Source organism: Paraburkholderia agricolaris, assembly GCF_009455635.1.
In the GTDB taxonomy this organism is placed as follows: Bacteria; Pseudomonadota; Gammaproteobacteria; order Burkholderiales; family Burkholderiaceae; genus Paraburkholderia; species Paraburkholderia agricolaris.
Genome location: NZ_QPER01000001.1, coordinates 3,750,639 through 3,762,918 on the forward strand (window position 1 = coordinate 3,750,639; position 12,280 = coordinate 3,762,918).

11 protein-coding genes are annotated in these 12,280 nt (G+C 61.2%); 5 read left to right on the forward strand and 6 right to left on the reverse strand.

Annotation, left to right across the window (positions count from 1 at the left end):
* The first annotated feature begins 3 nt into the window (after positions 1-3).
* A complete protein-coding gene (gene lptG / locus GH665_RS16500) occupies positions 4-1,152 on the forward strand; it encodes an LPS export ABC transporter permease LptG (protein ID WP_153136746.1) in 1,149 nt (382 codons plus the stop codon).
* Between the two features lie 11 nt (positions 1,153-1,163).
* On the forward strand, positions 1,164-1,544 hold the full coding sequence (locus GH665_RS16505) for a sirohydrochlorin chelatase (protein ID WP_153136747.1): 381 nt from the start codon (positions 1,164-1,166) through the stop codon (positions 1,542-1,544).
* Between the two features lie 655 nt (positions 1,545-2,199).
* Here GH665_RS16505 and cobA read toward each other — a convergent pair.
* The 6 genes from cobA to GH665_RS16535 all read right to left on the reverse strand — a co-directional run bounded on the left by cobA (position 2,200) and on the right by GH665_RS16535 (position 8,423).
* The gene (cobA, locus tag GH665_RS16510; protein WP_153136748.1) at positions 2,200-2,955 is read right to left on the reverse strand and encodes a uroporphyrinogen-III C-methyltransferase; all 756 of its coding nucleotides are present in this window, start codon (positions 2,953-2,955) and stop codon (positions 2,200-2,202) included.
* 73 nt (positions 2,956-3,028) lie between these two features.
* Entirely contained in the window at positions 3,029-4,342 is a 1,314-nt protein-coding gene (locus tag GH665_RS16515) for a sulfate adenylyltransferase subunit 1 (protein WP_153136749.1), read from the reverse strand.
* Between the two features lie 18 nt (positions 4,343-4,360).
* Positions 4,361-5,323 carry a sulfate adenylyltransferase subunit CysD gene (gene cysD, locus GH665_RS16520; protein ID WP_153136750.1) on the reverse strand — a complete coding sequence of 321 codons (963 nt, stop codon included), beginning with the start codon at positions 5,321-5,323 and terminating at the stop codon, positions 4,361-4,363.
* Positions 5,324-5,438: 115 nt separating this feature from the next.
* Positions 5,439-6,185, reverse strand: a complete 747-nt coding sequence (locus GH665_RS16525) for a phosphoadenylyl-sulfate reductase (RefSeq protein ID WP_153136751.1) — start codon at positions 6,183-6,185, stop codon at positions 5,439-5,441.
* Complete coding sequence (locus GH665_RS16530; RefSeq protein ID WP_153136752.1) at positions 6,182-6,721, reverse strand: DUF934 domain-containing protein; 540 nt, start codon at positions 6,719-6,721, stop codon at positions 6,182-6,184. The genes GH665_RS16525 and GH665_RS16530 overlap by 4 nt, the downstream gene beginning before the upstream one ends.
* A gap of 22 nt (positions 6,722-6,743) precedes the next feature.
* Complete coding sequence (locus GH665_RS16535; protein WP_153136753.1) at positions 6,744-8,423, reverse strand: nitrite/sulfite reductase; 1,680 nt, start codon at positions 8,421-8,423, stop codon at positions 6,744-6,746.
* A gap of 234 nt (positions 8,424-8,657) precedes the next feature.
* Between GH665_RS16535 and GH665_RS16540 the strand changes: the two genes are divergently transcribed.
* The 3 genes from GH665_RS16540 (at position 8,658) to GH665_RS16550 (ending at position 12,276) form a co-directional block, all read left to right on the forward strand.
* The gene (locus GH665_RS16540; RefSeq protein WP_028200562.1) at positions 8,658-9,599 is read left to right on the forward strand and encodes a CysB family HTH-type transcriptional regulator; all 942 of its coding nucleotides are present in this window, start codon (positions 8,658-8,660) and stop codon (positions 9,597-9,599) included.
* Between the two features lie 32 nt (positions 9,600-9,631).
* A complete protein-coding gene (locus tag GH665_RS16545; RefSeq protein WP_153136754.1) occupies positions 9,632-10,792 on the forward strand; it encodes an ABC transporter substrate-binding protein in 1,161 nt (386 codons plus the stop codon).
* A 284-nt stretch (positions 10,793-11,076) separates the two neighbouring features.
* Positions 11,077-12,276 carry an efflux RND transporter periplasmic adaptor subunit gene (locus GH665_RS16550; RefSeq protein ID WP_153136755.1) on the forward strand — a complete coding sequence of 400 codons (1,200 nt, stop codon included), beginning with the start codon at positions 11,077-11,079 and terminating at the stop codon, positions 12,274-12,276.
* Positions 12,277-12,280: the final 4 nt, after the last annotated feature.

A 12,280-nucleotide genomic window follows, 5' to 3' on the forward strand; every position in this document is an offset into this window, starting at 1 on the left:
CCGATGCGCATTTATGAAAAGTACTTCGCGCGTCAGGTCTACCTCACGTTCATCTTTATTCTGTTCGCGTTCTCGGGTCTGTTTTTCTTCTTCGACCTGATCAACGAGCTGAACTCCGTCGGCCACGGCAACTACAAGCTCCAGTACGCGGTGCTGCGCGTCGCGCTGCAAACGCCGTCGCGTTTCTACGAAATCATTCCGGTTGCCGCGTTGATCAGCGCGATCTATGTGTTCGCGCAAATGGCGGCGAACTCCGAGTACACGATTTTCCGCGTGTCCGGCCTCGCCACCAATCAAGCGCTGCGCTCGCTCATGAAAATCGGCATTCCGCTGGTATTCCTGACCTATCTGATCGGCGAAGTGGTCGGTCCGTACACGGATCAGCTGTCGGAACGCGTGCGGCTCGAGGCGCTGGGGTCGTCGGTATCGAGCAACTTCGAGTCGGGCGTGTGGGTGAAAGACACCCTCACCGCGCGCGCGGATGGCGAGCAGGTGACGCGCTTCGTGAATGTCGGCGAATTGAAGCCGGACGCGACGATCAGCAATGTGCGGATTTACGAGTTCGATTCGCAGTTCCGTTTGTCCAATGTGCGGACTGCGAAGAGCGGCACCTACCAGCCACCGGGTCATTGGCAACTGACTGACGTGACGGACACGCAACTGATCGACGTGCCCCCTCCTACTGGCACGCCGGCCGATGCGTTGAATCCGGTGTATCGCGCGAAGCAGACGACCTTGCCTGAGTATTCGCTGCGTTCGGAGTTGACACCGCAGATTCTGTCGGTGCTGCTTGTGTCGCCGGACCGGATGTCGATGTTCAACCTGTTCCGCTACATCCAGCATTTGACCGAGAATCATCAGGACACGCAGCGTTATGAAATTGCGCTGTGGCGCAAGCTGTTGTATCCGTTTGCGGTGTTCGTCATGCTGGTGCTGTCGTTGCCGTTTGCGTATCTGCATACGCGCGCCGGCGTGGTCGGTGTGAAGGTTTTCGGCGGGATTATGCTGGGGATGAGTTTCCAGTTGTTCAACACGCTGTTCTCGCACATCGGCACGTTGAATACGTGGCCTGCGCCTTTGACTGCGGCTACGCCTGGGCTTGTTTATCTGGTGCTGGGTCTGGTCGGATTGAAGTGGGTTGATCGCCATTAGGGGCCTGGGTTATGGCTACGCATGGGATGGTATTGTTCGCGCATGGCGCGAGGGATGTACGCTGGCGCGAGCCGTTTGAGAGGCTTGCCGGGAAGGTTCGTGCTGCGCGCGGTTCTGATGCTGAAGCTGGGCCGGTTTTGCTGGCTTTTCTTGAGTTGATGGAGCCGGATTTACCGACTGCGGTGGGGTCTCTTGTCGCCGACGGGTGTTCTGTGGTGACCGTTGTGCCGGTGTTTTTTGGCCAGGGCGGGCATGTTCGCAGGGATCTGCCGGAGGTGATCGAGCGGTGTCGCGGGATGTATCCTTCTGTCAGGATTGTGTGCGCTGGCGCGGTTGGGGAGGATGAGGCTGTGTTGGGGGCGGTTGCTGAGTATTGCCTTCGGCAGGGGTGAGTTTTTTGCCTGTTCGGCGGGTTTGTTGATCTGGTTTTTTGGCGTTGCCTTGTAGTGGTTTGTTGGCGGTGCGCCTTTGGCCTTTCCTTGTTGTGTTAGTGGTCTATTAGCGTTGCCCCTGTGCGGGGCGGCACTTACTTTCTTTGCCGCCGCAAAGAAAGATAAGCAAAGAAAGCGGCTTCACACCGCAAGCTCATAAGCGGGTTCCCCGCGCAGCCACGGTAGTGGTGCATCTGGAATCCGTGCTCCCGCACACTCCGCGCCGTTGACAAAGGGCTCATCAGCTCCCACTCCGCACTACGTGCGTCGCGGACGGGTCTGCCAGGGAAACCTGGCTGATGCTTTGCATGACTGATGGTTTTTTGAATGGGACGTCGGCGCGCGCAGCGCCGCCGGAGGTATGACTGCCTTGTCACTGAGGCGGAGTGTGCGAGAACACAGATTCCAGATGCACCACTACCGTGGCTGCGCGGGAGACCCGCTTAAGAATTAGCGGTTTGAGCCGCTTTCTTTTGCCTACTTTTCTTTGCGGCAGGCAAAGAAAAGTAGGTGCCGCCCCGCACAGGGGCAACGCTAATAGACCACTAACAATTCAAGGAAAGGCCAAAGGACCAGACCAACAACAAACCCGCCGAACAGGCAAAAACCGAAACCATCAAGCAGCAACCAAAACCCCACCCGCGGAGCGGCCCACCCCCATCTGCCGGGCAGCAAAAGCCTCCCCAATCATCAAAAGACTCGGCTGCGAAGCATCAAGCCACTGCTGGGCATCGCCACAAGCGAGCCCTGAAAGCGTAAGAGTGAGCGTCCGCTCACGAGGCGTACTACAAGCCTCGACAATCGCCACAGGCGTCGCCCCATCGCGCCCAGCATCGATCAGCTGTTGAGCGATCTCAGGCCCGCTATCCCGCCCCATGTAAAACACCAGCGAATCAGCATTCACCTGCTCACGGATCGCCTCAGTATCGGCCGCCCGGCTATGCGTAGCCAACGCCACGCTACGCGACACACCGCGAAGCGTCAAAGACCGCTTCAGCGCAGCCGCACTAGCCAGCGCAGCGGTAATCCCCGGCACCACCTCATACTCGATACCCGCAGCCTCAAGCGCCCGCATTTCCTCATCGGCACGCCCGAACAACATCGGATCGCCACCCTTCAGACGCACCACCACATCGTGCTCAAGCGCAGCATCCACGATCTGCTTGTTGATGAACTGCTGCGCCGTCGAAAGCTGCCCACAGCGCTTGCCCACCGCAATCCGCCGCGCGTGAGCCGGTGCATAGTCGAGCATCGCGTGCTCAACCAGCGCGTCGTGCAACACGACGTCCGCCATGCCGAGCAGCCGCGCGCCCCGCACCGTGATGAGATCCGCGGCCCCTGGCCCTGCACCGATCAGATACACCTTACCCATTTGCCTCAATCCCTTTCGTCCGGTTCGTGCAAAACCCAGCGCGCGACGTCGTGTCAATCGTCCAGCCGGCAACTCAGGCCGAAAAGGCCCGAATCATCCCAGCCGCGACCGTGTGATGCGTCGCCTCGTCGATCAGCACGAATGCGCCCGTGCCCTGATGCGAATCGTACACGTCGCACACCAGCGGCTTTTGCAAGGTCAGCGCCACACGGCCAATGTCGTTCATCGTCAGGTCCTTGCGATCGGTCGCCTGCGACAGCGTATGCACGTCGAGCACTTCCTTGATCGCCCCAATCCGCGCGAACACCGTGTTGGTGGTCTGCTTCAGCAAATATTTGCGTTGCGTCGACAGCGGCGTGTCGTCGAACCAGCACAGGTCGGCTTCCAGCTTCTTCGCAGGCTCCGGCGCCGCTTCGCGCAGCACGAAGGTGTCGCCGCGCGACACGTCGACGTCTTCCGCCAGACGGATCGTCACGGTTTGGCCGGCAAACGCGCGGTCCACCGCGGCCGTGCCGCCCGTTACCGGCGCGATGATCTCTGCAACCGTCGCTTCGCGATTCGCCGGCAGCACGACGATCGTGTCGCCAACCGTCACCTCGCCCGCTTCGACACGGCCCATATAGCCGCGGAAGTCGTCGGCCTGGCTGCCGTCCTGGCGCGCCACCCATTGCACCGGGAAGCGCAGCGCCTGACCCGTCGGAACATCGACCGGCAATGCCTCGAGCAGATCGAGCAACGGCTCGCCTGCATACCACGGCATGCTTTCGCTAGCCGTTACGATGTTGTCGCCCTTCAGCGCCGACACCGGCACGAAGCGCACGTCGCTCAGACCCAGTTGACGCGCGAGTTCGACGTACGCATCGCGAATCTCGTTGAAACGCGTTTCGCTGTAGTCGACGAGGTCCATCTTGTTGATCGCAACAATCGCGTGCTGCAGGCCGAGCAGCTTCACGATCGCGCTATGACGCTTGGTTTGCGGCAGCAGTTGCGCGACGCCGTCGACGAACGTCACACGCGTTGCGTCGACCAGGATGATCGCCGCATGCGCGGTCGATGCGCCCGTCACCATGTTGCGCGTGTACTGCTCGTGGCCCGGTGTGTCGGCGATGATGAACTTGCGCTTGGCCGTTGCAAAGTAACGGTATGCAACGTCGATCGTGATGCCCTGCTCGCGTTCGGCTTCGAGGCCGTCCGTCAGCAGCGACAAATCGATTTCGTCGCCAACGGTACGCTTATTCTTTGCCCGCGACAGTGCCGAGAGCTGGTCGCTCAATACCGCCTTGCTGTCGTACAACAGGCGGCCGATCAACGTGCTCTTGCCGTCGTCGACGCTGCCCGCGGTAATAAAACGCAGCACGCCGAGGTCTTCTGGTTGATGAATGTTCATTTGCATTGCCCCGTGTGCTTAGAAATAACCTTGTTTCTTACGCTGTTCCATCGCGGCTTCGGAGACCTGATCGTCCATCCGCGTCGCGCCGCGTTCCGTGATTTCCGTCACGGCCGTTTCGGCGATGATCTTCTCGAGATCGTCGGCATCGCTTTCCACCGGGCACGTGCAGCTGATATCGCCCACAGTACGGAAACGCACCAGCGCGGTTTCGCTGGTTTCACCCTCACGCATCGGCGTGAGCGGCGTGACCGGCACGAGCAGGCCGTTACGGCGCACGATCTCACGTTGATGCGCGTAATAGATCGACGGCAGCTCGAGCTGTTCGCGGGCGATGTATTGCCACACGTCGAGTTCGGTCCAGTTCGAGATCGGGAACACGCGCAGATGTTCGCCGTTGTGCAGACGCGCGTTATACAGGCTCCACAGTTCCGGGCGCTGCGCCTTCGGATCCCATTGGCCGAATTCGTCGCGGAACGAGAAGATCCGTTCTTTTGCACGGGCCTTTTCTTCGTCGCGGCGCGCGCCGCCGATCAGCGCCGTGTATTCATGTTCAGCGATCGTTTCGAGCAGCGTCACGGCTTGCGCGGCGTTGCGCGAATCCAGTTCGCGGCGCAAACGCACCGTACCGCGCTTGATCGAATCTTCGACGTGACCCACCACCAGTTCAGCGCCGATCTCTTTCGCGCGGCGATCGCGGAAGTCGATCACTTCGTCGTAGTTGTGGCCGGTGTCGATATGCACGAGCGGGAACGGCAACACGGTCTTGCGATTCGCGCCAATGCCAAACGCCTTCAGCGCGAGGTGCAGCACCACCACCGAATCCTTGCCGCCCGAAAACAGCAACGCGGGCTTGCGGCATTCGGCGACCAGTTCGCGCAGGATATGAATCGACTCGGCCTCAAGCCAGTCGAGGTGATCCATCCGGGTTGCCGTGTTGGTAAGCGGTGCATTCACAGTGGAATCGAGCGTGGTGCTCATGTTGGGGTCCTTCGTAGATTCGTCCGGGCTGGCAATTGCCAACCCGGGCAGAAGTATTCAAATCGGTATGTGCGGCGCTCAAACCAAAAACCAAGGTCTGAGCCGCCTGAATGCTTTATGCCGAGGCGTTCTCGCTGCTGCGGACCGGGATCGGCGTAATCGTCGTGATATGCAGGCCACATTCCTTCGTATCGCGCGACTCCCACCACCAGCGCCCTGCCCGGCTGTCTTCACCGGGACGAATCGCACGGGTACAAGGCTCGCAGCCGATGCTCGGGTAGCCGCGCGCATGCAGCGGATTGACCGGCACATCCAACGCTTTCAGATAATCCCATACTTCAGCTTCGGTCCAGTCCGTCAGCGGATTGAACTTGGCGATATTGCGCGCCGCATCAAGTTCTTCCTCGTGCAGTTCGGCACGCGTCACCGACTGCTCGCGGCGCTGGCCCGTCACCCATGCGCTGACGTCCGACAACGCGCGGTTCAACGGTTCGACCTTGCGGATCTCACAGCAGCGCTTGCGCAGATCGACGCTTTCATAGAACGCGTTCAGACCATGCGAGCCGACATATTCTTCCACCGCGGCAGCTTGCGGATGAAACTGCTCGATATCGTAACCGTAGCGCTCTTTCACGCGATCGATCATGCCGAGCGTTTCCGCATGCAGGCGGCCCGTGTTCAACGAGAAGATGCCGATCTTCACGCCACGCGACAGAATCGCGTGCGTGAGCAGCATGTCTTCCGCGGCAAGGCTGCTGGCAAGCTTCACGTTCGCGTGACGCGCGGCGATCGAATCGAGCAGCGTATCGAGACGCTCGACCTTCGCAGCGAGTTCCGGCGTGAGCGATTGTGCGGAGCTCATGCCGAAGCCTTTGCCAGTTCGCCCGCTTCACGGCGGCGGAACAGCGGCGACGAGTTTACCGCGCCTTGATAGTTGAAGCTGAATTCGTCAAAAGCTTTCAGCGCGTCGTCGAAGTCTTTATCGGCGCGCAACGCGTAGGCGTCGAAGCCGCAGCGGAACATGAACGCCAGCTGATCGCGCAGCACGTCGCCGATCGCGCGCAGTTCGCCCTTGTAGCCATAACGCTCGCGCAGCAGGCGGCCAATGCTATAGCCGCGGCCGTCGCGGAACACCGGGAAGTCCACGCCGATCAGCGCGATCGTGTCGAAATCGCCGACGATATCCGCCGGCTCGCTATCCGGTGCGAGCCACACGCCGATTTCAGCGGTGCTGCGCGAAGCGATCAGCGCCGCGCGCTCAGCTTGCCACAGTGCGAGCGGCACCAGTACCTTGCCGGCCGGCAACGCATCGACCGCCGGCAGCGTGCCGTCTTCAGCGGCGCGCACCACCGTCCAGTCATCGTTGACGATTGCGCGGTTCTTGATAATAGAAGCCATCTGTTCAGTATCCTTGTCGCGGTTACGCGTGAGCCGGTTGACGCGAGGCGTACACACGTTCCTTGAACGGAGCCATGCCGATGCGGTTGTACGTTTCGATAAAGCGTTCGCCCTCAAAGCGATTTTCCACGAACGTATCGATCACCTTGCTCATCACGTCCGGCATTTCTTCCGCCGAGAACGACGGGCCGATCACGCGGCCGAGATGCGCGCCCGTGGCGCCCGTACCCTGCTCGCCGCCGAGCGTCACCTGATACCACTCCGAGCCGTCCTTATCGACGCCCAGAATGCCGATGTTGCCGACGTGGTGGTGACCACACGCATTGATACAACCCGAAATGTTCAGCGACACGTCGCCGAGGTCGTACACGTAATCGAGATCGTTGAAACGCTCCTGGATCGCCAGCGCGATCGGAATCGACTTCGCATTCGCGAGCGAGCAGAAATCGCCACCCGGGCACGCGATGATGTCAGTCAGCAAACCGATATTCGGCGTCGCGAAACCTTGCGCCTTGGCTTTTTCCCACAGCGCGAACAAGTCGCGCTTCTTCACGTTCGCGAGAATCAGGTTCTGTTCGTGCGACACGCGGATTTCGCCGAGCGAGTATTCGTCGGCCCAATCCGCAACCGCTTCCATCTGCGCGTCGGTGGCGTCGCCCGGGGCGATCGTGGTCGGCTTCAGCGACAACGTGACAGAAGCATAACCCTCCACCTTGTGCGGACGCACATTACGCTCGACCCAACGCGCAAATGCACGGCTTTCCAGCAAATGCTTTTCGAACGATGCATCCGTGTCGGCCAGCTTTTCATACACCGGCGGCTGGAAGTATTGCGACACGCGATCGACTTCCGTTTGCGTGAGCGTCGACGGACCGTCTTTCAGGTGCTGCCATTCTTCTTCGACTTGCGCCGAGAATTTCTCCGGGCTCAGCGCCTTCACGAGAATCTTGATGCGCGCCTTGTACATGTTGTCGCGGCGGCCATAGCGGTTGTACACACGCAATACGGCTTCGCAGTAGGTCAGCAGATGTTGCCACGGCAGATCGCGACGGATGATCGCGCCGATGATCGGCGTACGGCCCATGCCGCCGCCGGCCAGAATGTCGGCCACCAGCTCGCCCTGCTCGTTCTTCCTCAGATACACGCCCATGTCGTGGATCTGCACGGCGGCCCGGTCTTCCTTCGAACCCGACACGGCAATCTTGAACTTGCGCGGCAGCCACGCGAATTCCGGGTGGAACGTCGACCATTGGCGCAGGATTTCTGCCCAGGGGCGCGGATCGACCACTTCGTCTGGCGCCACACCCGCGAACTGGTCGGCCGTGATGTTACGGATACAGTTGCCCGAGGTCTGGATACCGTGCATCTGCACAGCCGCGAGCTTGCGCAGGATTTCCGGCGTTTCTTCGAGCTGGATCCAGTTGTACTGGATGTTCGAGCGCGTCGAGAAGTGGCCGTAGCCGCGGTCGTGCACGCGCGCGATCTCGGCCAGTACGCGCATCTGGTCGCTGCGCAGGTTGCCGTAGGGAATCGCGATGCGGTGCATGTACGCGTGACGCTGCATGTACAAACCGTTCTGCAGGCGCAGCGGACGGAACTCCTCTTCGCTCAATTCGCCCGACAGACGGCGGCGAACCTGATCGGCGTATTGCGCGACCCGTTCATCGACGATGGTCTGGTCGTACTGATCGTATTGGTACATTCGGGGACCCCAATTTTTGCAGTGATACGCAGCAGTCCGGGGGCCGGCCGCCCGGTTCCGTCGCGCCCTGGATACCTCTGTTTGTCACCACCCGCCGATGAACGTTTAGACCCATCGCTCATTTGCTTATGACAAATACAGATATCCATATTGAAAAAGATGGACAGATCGTAATAAACTCGCCTTATATTTCAAACGACTAAAAAATTCTTTTGATATGCGGAGAGGTTATATATGAACCTGCATCAATTCCGCTTCGTCCGCGAGGCTGTGCGGCAGAATTTCAACCTGACCGAAGCGGCCAAAGCCCTGTTTACAAGCCAGCCGGGCGTCTCCAAGGCGATCATCGAGCTGGAAGACGAGCTGGGCGTCGAAATCTTCACGCGGCACGGCAAGCGCGTGCGCTCGCTGACCGAGCCGGGGCGCATCATTCTGCAGTCGGTAGAGCGGATTTTGCAGGAAGTCGAGAGTCTGAAGCGGGTCGGTAAAGATTACGCGGCGCAGGATCAGGGCAATCTGGTGATCGCCGCCACCCACACTCAGGCGCGCTATTCACTTCCGGCCGCCATCGCCGAATTCAAGAAGCGCTTCCCGAAAGTCCACCTTTCAATTCTGCAAGGCAGCCCGACACAGGTCGCCGAGATGGTGATCCACGACCAGGCCGATCTGGCCATCGCCACCGAAGCAATCGCCAACTATAAGGAACTGGTCTCGCTGCCGTGCTTCCAGTGGCACCACGTCGCCGTGATGCAGCCGGACCATCCGCTGCTCGACCGCAAACTTTTGTCGTTGGATGATCTGACCCAATATCCGCTGATCACCTACGACAACGCGTTCGCCGGCCGCACCAAGATCAACGAGGCGTTCCGCCTGCGCGGCTTGCATCCGGACATCGTGCTGGAGGCAATCGACGCCGACGTGATCAAGACCTATGTGGAATTGGGGCTGGGTGTCGGCATCATGGCGGATATCGCGTTCAACGCCGAGCGCGACCGCCATCTGCGCGCGATGCCGGTGGGCCACCTGTTCGGCAGCAATGTGACGCGCGTCGCGCTGAAACAGGGCGCGTATCTGCGCAGCTATGTGTATACGCTCGTCGAACTGCTCTCGCCGAGCATGAACCGCAAGCTGATCGAACAGGCGCTCAAAGGCGAACACGAAACCTACGAACTTTGAACTGACCACGCTTCCCGCTACGGAGACCCTTGATGACGTCGCATAAAAACAAACTTCGCGGCCTGGCCGCTCTCGGCGCGCTCTTGCTCGCTACCGCAGCACAGGCCGACATCAAGGTCGGCATCGACCTGTCGAGCACCGGCCCCGCCGCCGTGATCGGCATTACGAGCAAGAACGCGATGCTGATGTGGCCGGCCACGATCGCCGGCCAGAAAGCCGACTACATCTTTCTCGATGACGCGTCCGACCCGGGCAACGCGGTCCGCAACATCCGCAAGCTGATCAATGAAGACCACGTCGACGTGATCGTCGGTCCGAATATCACGCCGGCCGCGATGGCAGCGCTCGATCCGGTTGCCGAAAGCCAGACGCCGATGATTACGCTGATCGGCTCGGCGAGCGTGGTCGAACCGCAGGAAGGCAAAAAGGTGTGGGCCTACAAGATGGCGCAGACCGATAGCGCGATGGCCGACGTGATGACGCGTTACATGTCGAACCACAACGTGAAGACGGTAGGCTTCATCGGTTTCGCCGACGGCTACGGCGAAAGCTGGCTCAACGAATTCAGCAAGTTCGCGGCCCTGCGGCATATCCAACTGGTAGCGACAGAGCGCTACAACCGCACGGACGCCAGCGTCACCGGCCAGATCCTCAAGCTGATGGCCGCCAAACCGGACGCGATCCTGATCGCCGGGGCCGGCACGCCGACCGTGCTGCCGCAACGCACGCTGATCGAGCGCGGCTACAAAGGCCCGATCTATCAGACGCACGGCATCGCCACGCCTGAGTTCATCAAGCTGGGCGGCAAGGACGTGGAAGGCACGCTGTTCCCGACCCAGCCGGTCGTGGTGGCGCGCACGCTGCCGGCCGACCATCCGGCGAAGAAGGCCGCGCTCGCGTTCACCAACGAATATGAAGCGAAGTACGGCCCGGGCAGCGTCACGCAGTTCGCGGGCGATGCGGCAGGCGTGTATCCGCGCCTGCAGGATGCGGTCGCACGGGCGTTGAAGACAGCGCAGCCGGGCACACCGGCTTTCCGCGTCGCCTTGCGCGACGAACTGGAGCACGCGCATGAACTGGTCGTCCCGAACGGGGTGGTCAATACGAGCCCGAAAGATCACGTCGGTCTGGATCAGCGCGCGAGCGTAATGGGCATCATCAAGAACGGCAAATTCGTGTACTTGAGCCAGTAAGCAACGCATGCGCGCGGCCTTTTCCATTGCTGCCGGGCCGTGCGCGGCGCTTGCGCCTCCCTTCGCCCGTCCGGGCGAGTGACATTCGAGTCAATGCGCGTGCCGTTTGATCGAGCACACCGATCGAGCGGCGCACACCTTGCAAGCAGCGTGTACCATGCTGACGGCCAGCTTGCAGTGAGCGCAGGCACCGGCTAATTTCGCTGATTCCGGGCGAGCGCGCGGTGCCTTGTAACCACAAGGCCGCCGCTGCTCGCCAGCCCGTGAAGTCCGTCAGACCGCGCATGCTAAAAACCAGAAAACGCATCATCATCGCCGCCGTTATAGCCGTCGTGTTCCTGGCTATCGCGATCGGTCACGCCATTAGGAAGCGCAGCGGCGCCGACGCCGCCAGCGTCGAAGCGCCCTCTTCCGTCGTCGAATTCGCACCTGACGACCTCACCACCGTGAGCCGCCGCACGCTCTCCGAAACGCTGCCGTTGACCGGGTCGCTACGCGCCGTCACGCAAGCCGCGGTGAAATCGAAGGTGGCCGGCTCGGCGCTCAACGTGATGGTGCGCGAAGGCGATCCGGTCAAGACCGGCCAGATTCTCGCGAAGATCGACGCCCGCGACTACGTCGCCCGCGCCGAGCAGACGCGCGGCCAGATGGCGGCGATGGCCGGCCAGCTCGACATTGCCAGACAGACGCTCGACAACAACCGCGTGCTGGTCGAAAAAGGCTTCATTTCGAAAAATGCCTTCGACACCGCGCAAAGCCAGTATCAGATCGCCCGCGCGAATCTCGACGCGGCGAAGGCCGCGCTGGCGTCGTCGAATCTGTCGTTGGACGACACCGTCGTGCGCTCGCCGCTCGACGGACAGATCGCCTCGCGCACGGTTGAACCGGGCGAGAAGGTTGCCGTCGATACCAAGCTCTTCGACGTGGTCGATCTGCGCACGCTCGAACTGGAAGCACCCGTGCCGGTCGGCGAGATCGGCCGCGTGCGGATCGGCCAGCCGATCCAGATCGCCTTCGACGGCATCGACACGCCCATCCAGGGTTCGATCACGCGCATCAATCCGGCGGCCCAAGCCGGTTCGCGTTCGATCATGGTGTATGTGCAAGTCGCCAATCCGTCGGGCACGCTGCGGGTCGGCATGTTCGGCACCGGCACGATCTCGGTCGGCAGCCGGCAGAATGCGCTGGTTGTCCCGGCCACCGCCATCCGCACGGACGGCACGCGCCACACGGTCTATGCGCTCGTCAACGGCAAGCTGGTCGAGCAAACGGTGGAGACTGGCGTAACCGGCGATGCCGACGGCAGCGCCTGGATCGAGATCGTCGGCGGCCCATTGACGCCTGGCCAGCAGATCGTGCAGAACAATCTCGGCTCATTGCGGATCGGCAGCACCGTGCACGTGGTGCAACCCGCCCAGCCCGCCCAGTCAGGGCAAACCTCCCCGCCGGCGGCCGGCGTGCCGGGCGCAAGCAGCGCACGCTGACCGG

Excerpts from the sequence above, each read along its gene's own strand:
- GH665_RS16515 (WP_153136749.1), bottom strand. The coding sequence starts at position 4,342 with ATGAACATTCATCAACCAGAAGACCTCGGCGTGCTGCGTTTTATTACC.
- GH665_RS16535 (WP_153136753.1), bottom strand. The coding sequence starts at position 8,423 with ATGTACCAATACGATCAGTACGACCAGACCATCGTCGATGAACGGGTC.
- lptG (WP_153136746.1), top strand. The coding sequence starts at position 4 with ATGCGCATTTATGAAAAGTACTTCGCGCGTCAGGTCTACCTCACGTTC.
- GH665_RS16525 (WP_153136751.1), bottom strand. The coding sequence starts at position 6,185 with ATGAGCTCCGCACAATCGCTCACGCCGGAACTCGCTGCGAAGGTCGAG.
- GH665_RS16545 (WP_153136754.1), top strand. The coding sequence starts at position 9,632 with ATGACGTCGCATAAAAACAAACTTCGCGGCCTGGCCGCTCTCGGCGCG.
- cysD (WP_153136750.1), bottom strand. The coding sequence starts at position 5,323 with ATGAGCACCACGCTCGATTCCACTGTGAATGCACCGCTTACCAACACG.
- GH665_RS16530 (WP_153136752.1), bottom strand. The coding sequence starts at position 6,721 with ATGGCTTCTATTATCAAGAACCGCGCAATCGTCAACGATGACTGGACG.
- GH665_RS16505 (WP_153136747.1), top strand. The coding sequence starts at position 1,164 with ATGGCTACGCATGGGATGGTATTGTTCGCGCATGGCGCGAGGGATGTA.
- GH665_RS16540 (WP_028200562.1), top strand. The coding sequence starts at position 8,658 with ATGAACCTGCATCAATTCCGCTTCGTCCGCGAGGCTGTGCGGCAGAAT.
- GH665_RS16550 (WP_153136755.1), top strand. The coding sequence starts at position 11,077 with ATGCTAAAAACCAGAAAACGCATCATCATCGCCGCCGTTATAGCCGTC.
- cobA (WP_153136748.1), bottom strand. The coding sequence starts at position 2,955 with ATGGGTAAGGTGTATCTGATCGGTGCAGGGCCAGGGGCCGCGGATCTC.